Annotated in this window: 14 protein-coding genes; 2 read left to right on the top strand and 12 right to left on the bottom strand. The window is 69.8% G+C overall.

Annotated elements, in window-relative coordinates:
* Positions 1–34: 34 nt before the first annotated feature.
* Positions 35–553 (bottom strand): hypothetical protein, encoded by a 519-nt coding sequence (locus AB8P05_RS05230; RefSeq protein ID WP_472759075.1) that lies wholly within the window; start codon positions 551–553, stop codon positions 35–37.
* A gap of 156 nt (positions 554–709) precedes the next feature.
* Here AB8P05_RS05230 and ligA point away from each other — a divergent pair, with 156 nt between their 5' ends.
* Together ligA and AB8P05_RS05220 are read left to right on the top strand one after the other, a co-directional pair.
* The gene (gene ligA, locus AB8P05_RS05225) at positions 710–3076 is read left to right on the top strand and encodes an NAD-dependent DNA ligase LigA (RefSeq protein ID WP_472759074.1); all 2367 of its coding nucleotides are present in this window, start codon (positions 710–712) and stop codon (positions 3074–3076) included.
* A gap of 217 nt (positions 3077–3293) precedes the next feature.
* Entirely contained in the window at positions 3294–3713 is a 420-nt protein-coding gene (locus tag AB8P05_RS05220; protein WP_472759073.1) for a bacteriohemerythrin, read from the top strand.
* Between the two features lie 274 nt (positions 3714–3987).
* Here the strand turns inward: AB8P05_RS05220 and lpxC are convergent, their stop codons facing one another.
* The 11 genes from lpxC to murD all read right to left on the bottom strand — a co-directional run bounded on the left by lpxC (position 3988) and on the right by murD (position 17003).
* Positions 3988–4923 (bottom strand): UDP-3-O-acyl-N-acetylglucosamine deacetylase, encoded by a 936-nt coding sequence (gene lpxC / locus AB8P05_RS05215; protein ID WP_472759072.1) that lies wholly within the window; start codon positions 4921–4923, stop codon positions 3988–3990.
* A gap of 389 nt (positions 4924–5312) precedes the next feature.
* Positions 5313–7247 (bottom strand): cell division protein FtsZ, encoded by a 1935-nt coding sequence (gene ftsZ / locus AB8P05_RS05210; protein ID WP_472759071.1) that lies wholly within the window; start codon positions 7245–7247, stop codon positions 5313–5315.
* A gap of 122 nt (positions 7248–7369) precedes the next feature.
* Positions 7370–8644, bottom strand: coding sequence for a cell division protein FtsA (ftsA, locus tag AB8P05_RS05205; protein WP_455173055.1), 1275 nt, complete (start codon positions 8642–8644; stop codon positions 7370–7372).
* 84 nt (positions 8645–8728) lie between these two features.
* Entirely contained in the window at positions 8729–9691 is a 963-nt protein-coding gene (locus AB8P05_RS05200; RefSeq protein ID WP_472759070.1) for a cell division protein FtsQ/DivIB, read from the bottom strand.
* On the bottom strand, positions 9676–10623 hold the full coding sequence (locus AB8P05_RS05195) for a D-alanine--D-alanine ligase (protein ID WP_472759069.1): 948 nt from the start codon (positions 10621–10623) through the stop codon (positions 9676–9678). The genes AB8P05_RS05200 and AB8P05_RS05195 overlap by 16 nt, the downstream gene beginning before the upstream one ends.
* On the bottom strand, positions 10620–11552 hold the full coding sequence (murB, locus tag AB8P05_RS05190) for a UDP-N-acetylmuramate dehydrogenase (RefSeq protein WP_472759068.1): 933 nt from the start codon (positions 11550–11552) through the stop codon (positions 10620–10622). Before murB ends, AB8P05_RS05195 begins: the two co-directional genes overlap by 4 nt.
* A gap of 14 nt (positions 11553–11566) precedes the next feature.
* Positions 11567–12985 (bottom strand): UDP-N-acetylmuramate--L-alanine ligase, encoded by a 1419-nt coding sequence (murC, locus tag AB8P05_RS05185; protein WP_472759067.1) that lies wholly within the window; start codon positions 12983–12985, stop codon positions 11567–11569.
* Positions 12986–12992: 7 nt separating this feature from the next.
* The gene (locus AB8P05_RS05180; RefSeq protein WP_455172202.1) at positions 12993–13178 is read right to left on the bottom strand and encodes a hypothetical protein; all 186 of its coding nucleotides are present in this window, start codon (positions 13176–13178) and stop codon (positions 12993–12995) included.
* Between the two features lie 59 nt (positions 13179–13237).
* Positions 13238–14479, bottom strand: coding sequence for an undecaprenyldiphospho-muramoylpentapeptide beta-N-acetylglucosaminyltransferase (gene murG, locus AB8P05_RS05175; RefSeq protein WP_472759066.1), 1242 nt, complete (start codon positions 14477–14479; stop codon positions 13238–13240).
* Positions 14476–15597, bottom strand: a complete 1122-nt coding sequence (locus tag AB8P05_RS05170) for an FtsW/RodA/SpoVE family cell cycle protein (protein ID WP_455172200.1) — start codon at positions 15595–15597, stop codon at positions 14476–14478. Before AB8P05_RS05170 ends, murG begins: the two co-directional genes overlap by 4 nt.
* Positions 15594–17003 (bottom strand): UDP-N-acetylmuramoyl-L-alanine--D-glutamate ligase, encoded by a 1410-nt coding sequence (murD, locus tag AB8P05_RS05165; protein ID WP_472759065.1) that lies wholly within the window; start codon positions 17001–17003, stop codon positions 15594–15596. The genes AB8P05_RS05170 and murD overlap by 4 nt, the downstream gene beginning before the upstream one ends.
* Positions 17004–17014: the final 11 nt, after the last annotated feature.

Genomic DNA, 17014 nt, shown 5'->3' with positions numbered 1-17014 from the left:
CCCTCCCCGCCCCGCGGGGAGGATAGGTGGGGGTCTAACTCGCCACCTGCTTCCAGAACTGCCACCCGCCCAGCCGCACGCCGACGGCGAGGCTGGTGAAGGGGATCCGCAGCTCGATGTCCCGCGGCTGGAAGAAGGTCAGCCGTTCCGGCTCGCCGCGCGCGTCGAATTCCAGCCGGGCGCCCTTCGGTTCCGGCGCATATTCGTCGCTCATCACCTGCCAGATTTCCAGGTCGCCGCCATGGTTGGTGATCTTGTACTGGCCACAGCGCCAGGCCGTCGATTCGCCGACGCTGCCCTCCACCACCTTCTTGTCGCCTTCCATCCGCACGTCGCCGACCCCCGCGGCCTCGCCCTTCATCGAGGGGCCCTGGGTCTCGGCACGGAAGCCCAGCCGCAGCCAGCCGGAGCGGCCGTAGGGGATCAGGCGGCGCACGGTGCGCGCGTCCTCCGCCGCGAAATGGTCGGGGTCGTCGTAGAGGATGCGGTCCAGAGCGGCGGCGACGATCATGCGGTCGTCGATGCGCAGGTCCGGGACATGGGCTTTGCTCATCAGGCAGGCGGACTCCGAAAAGATGTGCCCGTCAGTATATAGGGACTCCCGCCGGCCGTCGCCCCGATGGACTCCCGAAACCGGTCTGCAGGCGCTATCCTGCGCGGCCCCCCGGAAGCCTCCGCGGGAAGCCCCCGATTCGTCACGAGACGCGCCATGCAGGACCTGTTCGACACGCCGCCCAATCCCCGCAGCATCGATGTCGAGGCGCTGACCCCGGATCAGGCCGCGGCGGAACTGGCGGCGCTGGCCGCCGAGATCGCCCATCATGACCGGCTCTATCACCAGCAGGACCAGCCGGAGATCTCCGACGCCGATTACGACGCGCTGGTCCGCCGCAACCTCGCCATCGAGACGCGCTTCCCCGACCTGCGCCGCGCCGATTCGCCCAGCCTGCGCGTCGGCGCCGCCCCGGCGGCCGGCTTCGGCAAGGTGCGCCATGCCATCCCGATGCTGTCGCTGGGCAACGCCTTCGCGCCCGAGGATGTGGCGGAGTTCGACGCCCGCGTCCGCCGCTTCCTCGGCCTGTCCGACGATGCGCCGCTGACCTTCGTGGCGGAGCCGAAGATCGACGGGCTGTCCTGCTCGCTGCGCTATGAGAAGGGCGAGCTGGTGCTGGCCGCCACCCGCGGCGACGGGGCGGAGGGCGAGAACGTCACCGCCAATGTCCGCACCATCCGCGACGTGCCGCACCGCCTGCCGGCACCCTTCCCCGACGTGCTGGAGGTCCGCGGCGAGGTCTATATGAGCCGCGACGACTTCCTGGCGATGAACGCCGCCCGCGCCGAGAAAGGCGAGCAGCTGTTCGCCAACCCGCGCAATGCGGCGGCCGGCAGCCTGCGCCAACTCGACCCGTCGATCACCGCCGCCCGGCCGCTCTGCTTCTTCGGCTATGCGCTGGGCGAGCTGTCGGAGCCGATCGCCGAGACGCAATGGGGCATCCGCGAGCGGCTGAAGGGCTGGGGCTTCCAGCTGAACCGGCCGGCGGAGCTGTGCGACGGCAAGGACAAGCTGCTGGCCTATTACGAGGGCATCGGCCGGCGGCGCGCCGGCCTGCCCTTCGACATCGACGGCGTCGTCTACAAGGTCGACAGCCTGGAGCTTCAGCAGCGGCTCGGCTTCGTCAGCCGGGCGCCGCGCTGGGCCATCGCCCATAAATTCCCGGCGGAGCAGGCGCAGACCCGTCTGAAAGCCATAACCATCCAGGTCGGCCGCACCGGCGCGCTGACCCCCGTCGCCGAGTTGGAGGACATCACCGTCGGCGGCGTCGTGGTCAGCCGCGCCACCCTGCACAATGAGGACGAGATCGCCCGCAAGGACATCCGCGTCGGCGACCTCGTGGTCGTCCAGCGCGCCGGCGACGTGATCCCGCAGGTGGTGGAGGTGGTGCTGTCCCAGCGCCCGGCCGACTCGGTCCCCTATGTGGCTCCGGAGACCTGCCCGGTCTGCGGCAGCCTCGCCATCCGCGAGGCGGGCGAGGTGGTGCGCCGCTGCACCGGCGGCCTGATCTGTGCCGCCCAGGCCAAGGAGCGCCTGCGCCATTTCGTGTCCCGCGACGCCTTCGACATCGAAGGGCTGGGCGAGAAGATCATCGAGGAATTCTGGGAGGAAGGCTTCATCAAGTCGCCGGTCGACATCTTCACGCTTGAAGGGCGCGTTGAGCTGATCGGCCGGCCGGGCTGGAAGGAGAAGTCGGTCCAGAACCTGTTCAAGGCCATCGAGCAGCGCCGCAACGGCATCGAACTGCACCGGGTGATCTACGCGCTGGGCATCCGCCATGTCGGCGAGGTGACGGCCAAGTCGCTGGCCCGGCAGTACAGGACGATGGCGGCTTGGGTCGACGGCATGCTGGCGGCGGAACAGGCCATGCCGGGGCAGGAATGGCGCGACCTGCATGAGCTGAAGGGGGTGGGGCGGGCGACCGCCGACGCCATCCTCGGCTGGTTCGCCGATCCCGACTGCGGAGCGAAGCTGGACTTCTATGCCGGCAACGACGCGCTGCGGCTGGAGACCATCATCGCCTCGCTGGGCATCAAGGGCGTGAAGAAGCCGGCGGCCCAGGCGCTGGCCGAACGCTACGGCACGCTGGCCGACTGGCGGGCGGCGATGGAGCGGGCGGCCGGACAGCTGCCGGGGCAGCCCTGGCTCGATCTGGTCGCCACCCCCGATGTCGGCGAAGTCGCGGCCGAGGAGCTGGCCGGCTTCTTCGCGGAGGAGCGCAACCTCGCCATCGTCCGCGGCCTGATGGAGCGGCTGACCGTGCTGGAGGCGGAAGCGCCCAAGGCCGGAAATTCCCCCATCGCCGGCAAGACGGTGGTGTTCACCGGCACGCTGGAGCGGATGACCCGGTCGGAGGCAAAGGCGCGCGCCGAGTCGCTGGGCGCCAAGGTCGCCGGGTCCGTCTCCGGCAAGACCGACTATCTGGTCGCCGGGGCCGATGCCGGCAGTAAGGCGGCCAAGGCCAAGGATCTGGGTGTCGAAATCCTGACCGAGGATGAATGGCTGGCCAAGATCGGCGGTTGACCCGACGCTTCGTCCGCCGCATTGCCAAAATGTCGCATCTCCGTTCGGTCGGATTGACGGACGGGGACAGGGGGAGTGAGATCAGACAACGCTTATAGTCGAAAGCCAAACGATGCCAGGCAGGCGGCCCCGGCCCGGATCCCGGGCGGTGCCGACGGGCGGCCAACGCCCGCATCCGCCTGCCTGGCAGCCAACGAAGGGGGACGAAGGAAACGCCATGGAGCCAATTCAGTGGTCGCGCTGGATGAGCGTGGGCAACGACGCTCTGGACGAGGATCACCGTGTCCTGATCGGTATCGTCAACAAGCTGTATGACGAGGCCAACCGCCAGGACCCCGCCCTGATCGAAGCGATCCTGGACGAGCTGATCGTCTACACCCGCCACCATTTCGCGGAGGAGGAGGCGCAGATGCAGCGCCTGAACTACCCGACCTTCGCCGCGCACAAGGCCCTGCACGACCGTCTGACCCGACAGGTCGAAAGCTACCGCGACGATTTCCGCGTCAACGGTGGCGCCATCAGCGGCGAGGAGGTGTTCCTGTTCTGCTCCGACTGGCTAGGCAAGCACATCCTGAAGGAGGACACCCGCTTCGGTGAATTTGCCGGCAGCGAAGCGGAACTGGTGGCGGCGGGGTAGGGGGCACTCCCTCTCCCGTCCCGGGAGAGGGCAATTTCAGTGTTCTCGAAGCGCCATATGAAGAAAATTACTTAAAATACTGAAATAACTCGGAAAACGGCAAGCAGCTGTGGAAATGAGACCGGCGCCCACCCCGAAAGGGGAGGGCGCTTTCTTTTGCGTGACTCTCCCTGCCGGCAGGGGAGGGGAGTGCGCGCAAAGAAAAAGCCCTCCCCGGTAGGGGAGGGCAGGGGCAAACCCAATCGAAAACAGGCCCAACCGAAAACGGCTGTGGTCAGGCGACCGCCAGCTGCTCCAGGCCGCGGCGCGCCACCGGCAGCGACACCGCCGTCTCGTAGCGCCAGGCGCTGCGGTCGGCGAACAGGGCGCGCAGCAGCTGGTTGTTCAGGGCATGGCCGGACCGCACGCCGTGGAAATGCCCGACGATCGGGGCGCCGGCCAGATACAGGTCGCCGACGGCGTCCAGGATCTTGTGGCGCACGAACTCGTCGGTGAAGCGGAGGCCCTCGGCGTTCATCACCGTGTCGCCGGAGATGACCACCGCGTTGTCCAGCGAGCCGCCGCGGGCGAGGCCCATCTTGCGCAGCCCCTCCACCTCGTGCAGGAAGCCGAAGGTGCGGGCGCGGCTGATCTCGTCCTTGAAGCTGTCGGTGTCGATCTCCAGCGCATGCGCCTGCCGGGAGATGGCGGCGCTGTCGAAGTCGATCTCGAAGCTGTAGGTGGTCGCGACGTCGGGGGTGAAGGACGCGCTCTTCACGCCGTCGCCGATGACGACCGGCTTCAGGATGCGGATGACGCGGCGCGGGGCCTTCTGCACGGCGATGCCGGCCTGCTCGATGGCGGCGACGAAGGGGGCGGCGCTGCCGTCCATGATCGGCACCTCGATGCCGTCCAGCGAGACGACGGCATTGTCGATGCCGCAGCCGGCCAGCGCGGACATCAGATGCTCGATCGTGCCGACGGTGGTGCCGTGTTCGTTGCCGATCACGGTGCACAGGCGGGTGTCGACCACCGTGTCCCAGCGCGCCGGAATGACGGCGGCGGCGCCACGGAGATCGCTGCGCAGGAAGGTGATCCCGGAATTCGCATCGGCCGGCGAAATCGTCAGCGTGACGATGACGCCCGAATGCAGACCGACGCCGGCGATGGTCACCGACTTCTTCAGGGTCTGCTGGAACATACCGTCCGCGTTGCTGCGATTGTTGGCCACGATGTCTTTTCCATCTTGGTCATGAAAGGGAGGTTCCCGGCGACGCCGCGCCGCATGATCTTGGGAGATCATCGCGTCGGCGGCTTTCGCTTTCGACCATGCTGATAGGTAACACTTGGGTTCGGAAATCGGCAAATCACTCATTGTTACCGTTTGTTGCAGGGCAAAAGAGGTGCGGTCTGCAAGCAATCGGGTATACGCACAATAGTGATGCAACAAAAAATCCCCGGAGACGCACGCAGGCGTCCCGGGGTCCGAAAGGTTCGGTCAGGTTGTGGAGCCGCCGGCGCCGCGATTGATAGGCTGCGGCGACGGCGGTTATCTCCGGCTTTCGCCGGGATCGGCCGACCGCCGCGGGAGGCTCCGCGGCGGTCCGGAACGGTGGGTGCTCAGTTCGCCTGGCGGCGCAGGAAGGCCGGGATGTCCAGTTCCTCCTGCTCACCCGGCTTGGCGTCGGCGCGCGGGGCCGGGGCCATCGGCTGCGGAGCGGCCGGATAGCTGGGCGCCTGCGGAGCCTGCTGCGGCGCCGCCTGCTGCGGCGGATAGACCGGAGCCTGCTGCGGGGCGGCCGGGTAGGACGGGGCCGGCTGGTAGGCCTGGGGCGCCTGCGGCTGCTGCGGGTAGGCCGGCTGCTGCTGCGGATAGGCCTGCGGAGCCGGCTGGTACTGCTGCGGGGCCGGCTGCGGCTGGTAGGCCTGGGGCGCCGGCTGCGGGGCCGGTGGGTGCGCCGGTTCGGACTTGCGGCCGAGGCCGGTCACCAGACCGAACAGGAAGTTGCCCTTGCGGGCCGGGGCCGGTTCCGGTGCGGGGGCCGGCGCCGGGGCCGGGCCGACCGACAGGCCGCCCGGATGCGGCTGGTGGGCCTGCGGGGCGGCATGGTGGTGATGCTGCTGGGCCACCGGAGCCTGCTGCGGCTGCGGCTGGAGCTGCGGCTGCTGCTGGTGGGCCTGCGGCGCATGCTGCTGGACGGCGGGCTGCTGCGGCTGGGGGGCGGACAGCGGGGCGGCGCCGACGGTCACCGGCTGGCGCGGACCGGCATCGGCCGGCTTCGGCGCGAAGAAGTGGCCGCCCTGGTTCTCGCCGTGCAGCGGGCCGCCGGCCGGCTTCGGCGCCTCGGCGTGCTGCTGCGGGGCCTGCGGCTGCGGGGCATGCTGCTGGGCCGGGTCGTGCTGGATCGCGGCGGCGCCGGCGGTCACCGGCTGCGGGGTGCGCAGGCCGGCGGCGGCGCTGGGGATCGCCGAAGCCGGGGCGGCGGCGGGCGCGCCGGTCAGGTTGCCGGGAGCGGCCGGCTTCTTGGCGCGGTCGCCGGGGACCAGCGACAGGTTGACCGGGTGCAGGGTGCGCGGGTTGCTCATCGCCGCGGCGTCGATGCCGGTGGCGACGACCGACACGCGCATCACGCCGTCCAGCGAGCTGTCGAAGGTCGAGCCGAAGATGATGTTGGCGTCGGGATCGACCTCGTCACGGACGCGGTTGGCGGCCTCGTCGACCTCGAACAGGGTCATGTCGTAGCCGCCAGTGATGTTGATGAGGACGCCGCGGGCACCCTTCATCGACACGTCGTCCAGCAGCGGGTTGGAGATGGCGGCCTCGGCGGCTTCGATGGCGCGGCGCTCGCCGCTGGCCTCGCCGGTGCCCATCATCGCCTTGCCCATCTCGGTCATGACGGACCGGATGTCGGCGAAATCCAGGTTGATCAGGCCGGGCATCACCATCAGGTCGGTGACGCCGCGGACGCCCGAATGCAGAACGTCGTCGGCCATCTTGAAGGCGTCCGCGAAGGTCGTCTTCTCGTTGGCGATGCGGAACAGGTTCTGGTTCGGGATGATGATGAGGGTGTCGACATACTGCTGCAGCTCGGCGATGCCGCCCTCGGCCAGCCGCATGCGGTGGCCGCCCTCGAAATGGAAGGGCTTGGTGACGACGCCGACGGTCAGGATGCCGCGCTCGCGGGCCGCGCGCGCGATGACCGGGGCAGCGCCGGTGCCGGTGCCGCCGCCCATGCCGGCGGTGATGAACACCATGTTGGAGCCTTCGAGATACTGGACGATCTCGTCGATCTGCTCCTCGGCCGACGCACGGCCGACATCCGGCTTGGAGCCGGCGCCGAGGCCGCGGGTGGTGCCGGTGCCCAGCTGGATGCGCTTTTCGCACAGCGAACCCTTCAGCGCCTGCGCGTCGGTGTTGCCGACGACGAAGTCCACGCCTTCCAGGTTCGACTTGATCATGTTGTTGACGGCGTTGCCGCCAGCGCCGCCGACGCCGAACACGGTGATGCGCGGCTTCAGCTCGGGCTCGATCTGGGGAATGGTCACGTTGATCATGCTGTTCAGGCCTCCACAACCTGTTTTCGTTGGGTTTGATGTTTGATATGCCGCGAACGGCGCCCGGTTGTGTCCGGTGTCTGTCCGTTCGGGAATCGGTGGATGGCGGCGGGAAGAGTCATCTACAGATTCTCCCGCAGCCACAGGCCGACACGGCCGATGAGCCCGGTGGACGCGACCGCCTCTTGGCCGGTCACCATCAGCTCCGTCGGGTTGCGGACGGCGTGTAGCAGAAGGCCCGCGACCGTCGCGAAGGCCGGTCCGCCATGCGCCTCGTTGAGGCCGGCGATCCGGGTCGGACGGGCGATGCGGACCTGCTTGTCCAGGATGGGGGCGGCCATGTCGCGCGTGTTGGGCAACTGGCTGGCGCCGCCGGTCAGCACGACGCGCCGGCCGACCAGCCGGGAATGTCCCGACTGCTCGATGGCGCTGCGCACCTCTTCGAAGATTTCCTCCATCCGCGCCTGGATGATGCTGACCAGGAAGGAGCGCGGGTGGCTGGCGGTGCCGCTGCCGCTGCGCTCGTCCTCGCCGATCTGCGGCACCTCGATCATCTCGCGCTCGTCGGCCGGGTTCACCCGGGCGCTGCCGTAGAGCACCTTCAGCCGTTCGGCATGGACCAGCGGCGTGGCCAGCCCGTGGGCGATGTCGTTGGTGACGTGCCGGCCGCCCAAGGGCACGAAGCCGGTCCAGACCAGATTGCCCTCGGCGAAGATCGAGATGGTGGTGCCGCCGCCGCCGATGTCGACGCAGGCCGCCCCCATCTCCATCTCGTCCTCCACCAGACAGGCGAGGCCGGAGGCGAAGGGGCTGACCACGATGGACTCGATGTTCAGGTGGCAGCGGGCGATGCAGGCGTGCAGCGTGCGGATGGCGCCGGCCGCGGCGGTGACGACATGCAGCTGGGCGCCCAGCGAATGGCCGCTCATCCCCTTGGGGTCGCGGATGCCGCGGCTGCCGTCCAGGCTGAAGCCCAGCGGGATGGTGTGGATCAGCGCCTGATCGGGGCCGGCCTGCAGGGTGCGGGCATGGGCCATGGCGCGGCGGATGTCGCCCTCCGTCACCTCCTGGCCGGAGACGGGGACCGTGGCGGTGAAGGCGTGGGAGCGCGGCTGGCCCATCGACAGGTTGACCACCACGTCGTGCACCGTCTCGCCGGCCATCTGCTCGGCGGCATGCACGGCGGCGCCGATCGAGGTTTCGGCCGCCTCCATGTCGATGATGGTCCCGGCGCGGATGCCCGTGGCGATCTGGTGGCCGACGCCGATCACGCGGAGGGAGCCGGGCTCCTCCATCCGCGCGATGACGCAGCACACCTTCGTCGAGCCGACGTCCAGCGCCGTGACGATCCCGCCACGGGCCGGCCGCTTCGGCTTCTTGGCGCCGTTGAATCCCATCCCGAACATGCCCCCCAAACGTCCCCTCTACTCCTGTCCGCCGGCGGCGGGCTTCCCCCGGAAAGGCCCGGCGCCGGTCCGTCCCTACGATTTCTTGCCGTTCTTCTTCTTCGCCTCATCGTCCCAGCCCGGAAGCTGGGCGGTGGCGGAGGTCTGGATCGCGGCGCGGCCGGGCAGCCGCAGGTCGATGGCGACGATGTCGCGGTCCAGCACATGGCTGGCCGCATGCATCTGCTCCAGCTGCTGAAGGGCGCGGCGCATCTCCGCGGTGCCCTCCGGCAGCTTCACCGTCACGCCGTTGCTGAGCTGCAGGTTCCAGCGCCGGTCGCTGATCCAGCTGGCCGAGGACAGCAGCGGGGCGACGGTGGGGGCGCTGTCCAGCGCCGACAGCAGGGTATGGACCTGCTGCGGGGCGTTGGCGCCGATCACCTGGGGCAGCGTCTCGATGCGCTGGTTGCCGCGGCGCGCCAACTCCGCCGCGTCGGCCAGCGGACGGCCGGCGCGGTCGATGACGGTGAACTGCCGCTCATGCTGCCAGATCGCCATCGGCTGGCGTTCCGACAAGCGGATGTAGAGGAAGCCGGGCAGCCGGCGCTCGATGGAGGCCGACGACACCCAGGGCAGCTCTTCCAGCCGCTGCTTGGCCTCGGCGAGGTCGATGGACAGGATCGGCTCGCCCCGGCGCACGCCCAGCGCGTCGAGCACGGCGTCGCGCTCCGTCTCGCTGCGGCCGACAACCAGGATCTCCGACAGGCGGAAGCCCAGGTCGCCGGTGGTCTGGATGACGCTGTCGCGCGCCGCGTCCAGCGTATCGGCCAGGGTGCCGCGCTTCCAGGTCGTGCCGGCGGCGGCGGTCAGCCCCAGCACCGGCACCAGGATCAGCGCCGCTTTGACGGCCGAGCGGGTCCAGCGCGGCCAGGCGCGCCGCCGCTTGCCTTTCTGCGCCGACGCGGCCATGGCGCGTGGCGGGGTCGGCATCTCGTCCCGGGCGCGCGCGCCGGCAGCGGCGGCACGAAAGTCCGGATCGGCCATCAGGCGAGCTGACATGCGGCATTCTCCACCAGCCAGCCGACCAGCGCGCCGTAGGAGATCCCCACATGCGCCGCCTGCTCGGGCACCAGCGACAGGGGCGTCATGCCCGGCTGGTTGTTGATCTCGAGGAAGTACAGCCCGTCCGTTCCCGGCCGGCTGTCATCCCAGCGGAAGTCGCTGCGCGAGACACCCCGGCAGCCCAGGGTGTGGTGCGCCAGCACCGCCAGCCGCTTCGCCTCCTCCGCGACGGCCTCGGGGACCGCGGCGGGGATGGTGTGGACGGCATGGCCGGCGCTGTATTTCGCGGTGTAGTCGTAGACCTGAGCCTGAAAGACGATCTCGGTCACCGCCAAAGCGCGGTCACCCATGACGCCCACGGTCAGCTCGCGACCGGGGATGAACTCCTCGACCAGCGCACGCTCACCGAAGGTCCACGCGTCGCCGACCGGGCTGTTCTGCCCCTCGCGGACCAGGGTTACGCCAACGGTCGAGCCTTCGTCCACAGGCTTGACGATATAGGGCGCCGGCATGGGGTGGGCCCCGCCGGTGATCTCCCCACGGGACAGCACCATTCCTTTGGGGGAGCGGATGCCGACGGTGTCCAGCACGCGCTTGGTCATCGCCTTGTCCATGGCGATGGCCGCCGCCTGGACGCCGGAATGGGTGTAGGGCAGGCCCAGGAACTCCAGCACGCCCTGGATCGTCCCGTCCTCGCCGCCTCGGCCGTGCAGGGCGTTGAACACCACGTCGGGGCGCGGGTTGGACAGGGCGTGCATCAGCCCGCCCAGGTCGCGCTGCACGTCGATGGCGGTGACGCGGTAGCCTTCCTCTTCCAGCGCCTTGGCGACGCCGGCCCCGCTGACCAGCGACACCTCGCGCTCGGCCGACCAGCCGCCCATCAGGACGGCGACATGCTTCTTGTGGGCGTGGAGAAGGGCTTCGGTCATTGGGCGGTGCTTCCTTCGGCGGCGGGGACGCCGATGCGCTTGATTTCCCATTCCAGCGTCACGCCGCTGGTCTCGAACACGCGGCGGCGAACCTCCTCGCCCAGCGCTTCCAACTGGGCGGCGGTGGCCGTGCCGTTGTTGATGAGGAAGTTGCAGTGCTTTTCCGAAACCTGGGCGTCGCCGATGGACAGGCCGCGGCAGCCGGCCTTGTCGATCAGTTCCCAAGCCTTATACCCGTCAGGGTTCTTGAAGGTCGAACCGCCGGTGCGCGAGCGGACGGGCTGGCTGTCGGCGCGCTTGTCGGAGATCTCCGCCATGCGCCGCGCGATCTCCAGCGGGTTGCCGGGTTCGCCGCGCAGGACGGCGCCGGTGAAGATGCAGTCCTCGGGCGCTGCGCTGTGGCGGTAGGTGAAGCCCATGCCGGCATGGCTGAACTCCAGCCGCCGGCCGTCGCGCGCAACGGCGGTGGCGGAGACCAGCACGTCGGCCAGCTCGCGGCCATAGGCGCCGCCGTTCATGCGCAAGGCACCGCCGATGGTGCCGGGGATGCCCGACAGGAACTCCAGCCCGGCGATGCCGGCATCGCGGGCGACCATGGCGACGTTGAGGTCGAGCGCCGCCGCGCCGGCGGTCAGCGTCATCCCATCGGCCGCGATGTCGGTGAAGCCGCGGCCGAGCCGGATGGTGATGCCCGGCACGCCGCCGTCCCGCACCAGCAGGTTGGAGGCGACGCCGATCACCGTCACCGGCACCTCGGTGGGCACGGCCGCCAGGAAGTCGGCGAGATCGTCGGCGTCGGCCGGGCGGAACATCACCTCCGCCGGGCCGCCGACGCGGAACCACGTCACCGGCGCCAGCGGGGCGTCGGCGGTCAGCCGGCCGCGCACTGCAGGCATCCGTTGGATCAGATGGCCGTCAGGGAGGCTCATGCGCGGCGCCGCCGTCATCGGCCGGCGCCGTAGAGGGCCGACAGCTCGCCCGGCAGGGCGTTCGCCCACTGGGTGATGTTGCCGGCGCCCAGGCAGACGACGAAGTCGCCGGGCTTGGCCATCTCGCGCACCACCTGCGCCAGCTCCTGCTGGTTGTGCAGGGCCACGACATGGCGGTGGCCGTGCATGCGCAGGCCCTCCACCAGGCTGTCGCGGCTGACGCCCTCGATGGGCGCCTCACCGGCGGCATAGACGTCGGCGACGATCACGGCGTCGGCGTCGTTGAAGCAGGTGCAGAACTCCTCGAACAGGGCGGCGAGGCGGGAATAGCGGTGCGGCTGGACCACGGCGATGGTGCGGCCGGTGCCGGCGGTGCGCGCGGCCTTCAGCACCGCGGCGATCTCCACCGGGTGGTGGCCGTAATCGTCGATGACGGTGATGCCGTTGGCCTCGCCGGTCTTGGTGAAGCGGCGCTTCACGCCCTGGAACTTGGCCATGCTGTCGCGCATCACCACGTCGGGCAGGCCCATCTCGTTGCCGACCGCGAAGCAGGCCAGCGAGTTCTGGACGTTGTGCGGCCCGTACATCGGCAGGCGCACGCCGGCGATGGCGCGGCTCTCGCCGGTGTGGCGGTCGTAGATCAGCACGTCGTACTTGGCGCCGTCGGGGCCCAGCTCCACGTTCACCGCGCGGATGTCGGCCTGCGGCGAGAAGCCGTAGGTGACGATGCGGCGGTCGGACACGCGGGGGATCATCGCCTGCACTTCGGGATGGTCGATGCAGAGTGCCGCGAAGCCGTAGAAGGGGATGTTCTGGACGAAGCTGTCGAAGGCGGCCCGCGCGTTGTCGAAGGTGCCGTAGAAGTCCAGATGTTCCGGATCCATGTTGGTGACGACGGCGATGCAGGCCGGCAGCTTCACGAAGGTGCCGTCGCTCTCGTCCGCCTCCACCACCATCCAGTCGCCGGTGCCGAGCCGGGTGTTGGAGCCGTAGGCGTTGATGATGCCGCCGTTGATGACGGTCGGGTCGAGATTGGCGTGCTCCAGCATATGGCCGACCATCGAGGTGGTCGTGGTCTTGCCATGGGTGCCGCCGATGGCGATGGCCCATTTCAGGCGCATCAGCTCGCCCAGCATCTCGGCGCGGCGAACCACCGGCACCAGGGCCGCGCGGGCGGCGACCACTTCCGGATTGTCGCGCTTGACGGCGGAGGAGACGACGACGACCGCCGCACCAGCGATGTTCTCGCCGCGATGGCCGACGAACACCTTGATGCCCAGTTCGCGCAGGCGCTTGACGTTGGCGTTCTCGGCGAGGTCGGAGCCCTGGACGGTATAGCCCAGGTTCCGCAGAACCTCGGCGATGCCGCTCATGCCGATGCCGCCGATGCCGACGAAGTGGATGGTGCCGATCGAGAGGGGGAGGGCGCGCATGTCAGGCTTACTTTCCGCGGCGAAGCATCAGGCGAAGGGTGGCGTCGACCGCCTCGTCGGACAGGTCGTTGGGGAGAGGCTGCGATCCGTGGATCATCGACAGGCGGTCGCGCAGGAAACCGCCTTCGGCAAGGAAGCGCGGCACCAGCGGGCAGCCCGGGCGGTTGTACCAGCCGCCCTCGGTCCGAGTCATGTCCGCCGGCCAGTCCTGCAGCGGTCGCGGCGTCGGTCGGGTCAGAGTCCTGGCTTTGATCATTCCGCGGCCCCCTTGGCGCTGGCGCCGGCGGCAGACCGCCGGGCGTTGTGGGATCGGTCGTGGTCGGTCGTGGTCTGGTCGGACCCGGCGCCGGCGCCGTGAAGCGTCCGCTTGCCGCCGTCCAGCATCGCCAGAACGGCGTCGGCCAGGGCGCTGGCGGCGTCGGCGGTGCCCCAGCCATGGGCGGCCTGTGCCGCGACGGCCAGGGACTGCGGGTCGGCCAGCAGGGCGGACAGCCGTTCGGCAAGCGCGCTCGCGGTGAAGGCGGGCTGCGGCACCAGCCAGGCGGCGCCGGCCTCGGCCAGATGGCGGGCGTTGGCGGTCTGGTGGTCGTCGGTCGCGTGCGGATAGGGCACCAGGATCGCCGGACGGCCGACGCAGGTCAGCTCGGCGATGGTGGAGGCGCCGGCGCGGGTGACGGCGAGATGGCAGGCGGCCAGCCGTTCCGGCACGTCGCGGAAGAAGGTCTGCAGCTCCAGCCGGGCGAGGCCCAGCGGCTCCAGCGCGTCGCGGGCGGCCTCCAGGTCTTCGGGGCGGCATTGTTGCGCCAGATGGATGCGGGCGCGCAGGTCGTCCGGCAGCAGGGCCAGCGCCGCGGGGATCACCTCGGAGAAGACGCGGGCGCCCTGGCTGCCGCCCATCACCAGCAGGCGGACGGGGCCGCCGGGCTGCGGCGCCTCGTAGGGGGACAGGCGGCGGGCGGCGACGGCGGGACGGACCGGGTTGCCGGTGCGGACGATCTTGCCGCGCTGCGCCTCGCCCAGCTTCTCGATGCCGGGGAAGGCGACGGCGATGCGGCGGGCGCCCGCGATCAGCATCCGGTTGGCACGGCCGAGGACGGCGTTCTGCTCGTGCAGCAGGGCCGGCAGCTTGGACTGGATGGCGGCATAGACGGTGGGGACGGACGGGTAGCCGCCGAAGCCGACCACCGCCGCCGGGTCGAGCTGCCGCATCAGCGCGCGCGCCTCCAGCAGGCCCAGCCCCATCTGCAGGGCGGCCTTCAGCTTGCCCACGATCCCGGCGCCGGGGGAGGCGGCGCGGATGCGGTGGACCGGCACCTCCGGCAGATTGTCGCCGAAGGCGTGGCCGCGCTTGTCGGTGACCAGGGTCACGGCGCGGCCGCGGGACAGCAGCTCGCGCGCCAGCGCCTCGGCCGGGAACATATGCCCGCCGGTGCCGCCGGCGGCCAGCACGATCACCTTGTGCGCGGTGGGGTCCAAGTCCGTCGGCCTCCTCATTCCGCGGGGCCGAAACGTTTGCGTGTCAAAGCCAGTACCATGCCCATGCCGAACCCGAGTGCGAGCAGCGAAGAGCCGCCGTAGGAAATGAAAGGCAGGGTCATGCCCTTCGTCGGCATAAGATGCAAGGCCGATCCCATGTTGATCGCCGCCTGAAGCCCGAACTGGATCAGCAGGCCGGCGGTCGCCAGCAGGACGAAGTAGTTGTTGTCGTTGAAGACCCGCGCGAATCCGCGCAGGACGACGAAGGCGAACAGCACCACCAGCCCGAGGCAGAAGATCAGCCCCATCTCTTCCCCGGCGACGGCGAAGATGAAGTCGGCGTGGCTGTCGGGCAGATAGAACTTCACCGTGCCCTGGCCGGGGCCGGTTCCCATCAGCCCGCCGTTGGCGAAGGCCTCCAGCGAGCGGTTGACCTGATAGTTGTCGCCGGCATGCGGGTCGAGGAAGCGGTCGATGCGGCTGGTGACGTGCGGCAGCGTGTAATAGGCGCCGATCAGCCCGACCACGCCCAGCCCGCCGAGCGCCATCACCAGCACCAGGTTCAGCCCGGCCAGGAAGAATTGGGTGAACCACACGGCGGAGACGACGAAGGTCATGCCCAGGTCGGGCTGCAGGATCAGGCCGGCCACGGTGATGCCGTACAGCACCATCGACACCAGCGCGCCGGGAAAGCCGGGGTTGGTGCGCGACAGCGAGAACAGCCACGCCGCCACCACCGCGAAGGCGGGCTTGACGAACTCCGACGGCTGGATCGACAGGCCGGGGATGTGGATCCAGCGCCGCGCGCCCTTGATCTCCATGCCCACCACCAGGGTGGCGAAGACCAGCAGCACCGAGAACAGGAACACGCCCAGCGCCACCCTCCGCACCCCGCGCGGGCTGAGCAGCGAGACGCCGACCATGATGATGATCGCCGGGATCAGCATCATCAGATGGCGTTCGACGAAATAGAAGGTGTCCTGGATGCCGATCCGCTCGGCGACCGGCGGGCTGGCCGCGGTGATCAGGACGGTGCCGAGGAACATCAGCAGGGCGATGGCGCCCAGCTGCCAGCGGTCGACGGTCCACCACCAGCGGCCGAAGATGGATTGGTCGGTACGGTCGAAGGTGATCATGCAGCGTCCCCGCTCGTCGCATCGCGCGCGCCGAGTATGCCCGCGACATAGGCCGCGAAGGCCTCGCCACGCTTCTCGAAGTTGGCAAACTGGTCCCAGGACGCGCAAGCTGGGGACAACAGCACGCAGGCGCCGTCCAGCCGTTCCGCCAGAGCCAGACCGGCCGCCTTCGCGGTTGCGATATCCAGCGTTCCGCAGCGTGTATAAGCAACGCCTTGTGCGTCAAGCCATGCGGCGAATTGTTCCTGCGCCTCGCCGATCAGGAAGGCGTGGCGGACACGGCCCATATAGCCCTCCAGCCCGTTCAGTCCGGTGTCCTTGGCCTGTCCGCCGAGGATCCAGTAGATCGGGTCGAAGGTCGCCAGCGCCTTTTCCGTCGCGTCGGCGTTGGTCGCCTTGCTGTCGTTGACGAAGCGCACGCCGTCCGCCTCGCCGACCAGCTGCTGGCGGTGGGCGAGGCCGGGGAAGGTCGCCATCGCCGCGACGATGGCCGGCACCGGCAGGCCGGCGGCCTTGCAGGCGGCGAAGGCGGCGGCGGCGTTCTGCCAGTTGTGGGTGCCCAGCAGGGTGGGCAGGGTGGACAGTTCCACCACGCGGGCGGCCTCGCCGTCGGTGTCGTCGACCAGCCAGCCGTCGGCGGCATAGACGCCGCCCGCGACCGGCCCCAGGGCGGAGACCGGCCAGATGCGCTGGTCGCCGGCCGCCACGAGGTCGGCGTGGATCTTGCGGCAATGCTCGTCGTCCACGCCGATCACCGCCGTGCGCGGCCAGGTCTGGCGGTGGAAGATCAGTTTCTTGGCGGCGACGTACCCCTCCATCCCGCCATGGCGGGCGAGATGGTCGGGCGTGATGTTCAGCAGCACCGCGATGTCGAAGGTGATGGAGTGGGTCAGCTCCAGCTGGTAGCTCGACATCTCCAGGACGCAGGTGCCGCCGGAACCGATCGGGTCGAAGCTCAGCACCGGCGTGCCCAGGTTGCCGCCCACAGCGGCCTTGCGCCCGGCGGCGGCCATGATGTGGCCGATCAGGGTGGTGGTGGTCGACTTCCCGTTGGTGCCGGTGATGCCGATGAAGGCGCAGTCGCGCTCCGCCCGGCCCAGCAGCTCGATGTCGCAGATCAGCTCGATTCCCATCGCCTTGGCGCGCTCGGCCACCGGGTGCGGCTTGGGGAAGCTGTGGGGGATGCCGGGCGACCAGACGATGGTGGTCAGGTCAGACAGGTCGGCGGTGGCGAGATCGACCACGGCGAAGCCCTCGGCCTCCGCCGCGGCGCGGGAGGCGGGGTTGTCGTCCCACACCCGCACCTCCGCCCCGCTGTCGCGCAGAGCGCGGGCGGTGGCGAGGCCGGACTTGCCCAGCCCCATCACCGCGACGGGCAGCTCCTGCATATAGAACAGGTCGATCATCGCCTAGGCCC

Source organism: Azospirillum sp. VT-I1 (assembly GCF_055698305.1).
Note: the sequence above shows the minus strand (reverse complement) of the source record. Positions and strands in the feature narration are given on the sequence as shown.

Coding starts and splice junctions, on each gene's coding strand:
- AB8P05_RS05170 (WP_455172200.1), bottom strand. CDS start 15,597: ATGATCACCTTCGACCGTACCGACCAATCCATCTTCGGCCGCTGGTGG.
- AB8P05_RS05180 (WP_455172202.1), bottom strand. CDS start 13,178: ATGACTCGGACCGAGGGCGGCTGGTACAACCGCCCGGGCTGCCCGCTG.
- AB8P05_RS05195 (WP_472759069.1), bottom strand. CDS start 10,623: ATGACCGAAGCCCTTCTCCACGCCCACAAGAAGCATGTCGCCGTCCTG.
- ftsZ (WP_472759071.1), bottom strand. CDS start 7,247: ATGATCAACGTGACCATTCCCCAGATCGAGCCCGAGCTGAAGCCGCGC.
- ligA (WP_472759074.1), top strand. CDS start 710: ATGCAGGACCTGTTCGACACGCCGCCCAATCCCCGCAGCATCGATGTC.
- AB8P05_RS05200 (WP_472759070.1), bottom strand. CDS start 9,691: ATGTCAGCTCGCCTGATGGCCGATCCGGACTTTCGTGCCGCCGCTGCC.
- AB8P05_RS05230 (WP_472759075.1), bottom strand. CDS start 553: ATGAGCAAAGCCCATGTCCCGGACCTGCGCATCGACGACCGCATGATC.
- murC (WP_472759067.1), bottom strand. CDS start 12,985: ATGCGCGCCCTCCCCCTCTCGATCGGCACCATCCACTTCGTCGGCATC.
- murG (WP_472759066.1), bottom strand. CDS start 14,479: ATGAGGAGGCCGACGGACTTGGACCCCACCGCGCACAAGGTGATCGTG.
- murD (WP_472759065.1), bottom strand. CDS start 17,003: ATGATCGACCTGTTCTATATGCAGGAGCTGCCCGTCGCGGTGATGGGG.
- murB (WP_472759068.1), bottom strand. CDS start 11,552: ATGAGCCTCCCTGACGGCCATCTGATCCAACGGATGCCTGCAGTGCGC.
- ftsA (WP_455173055.1), bottom strand. CDS start 8,644: ATGGGATTCAACGGCGCCAAGAAGCCGAAGCGGCCGGCCCGTGGCGGG.
- AB8P05_RS05220 (WP_472759073.1), top strand. CDS start 3,294: ATGGAGCCAATTCAGTGGTCGCGCTGGATGAGCGTGGGCAACGACGCT.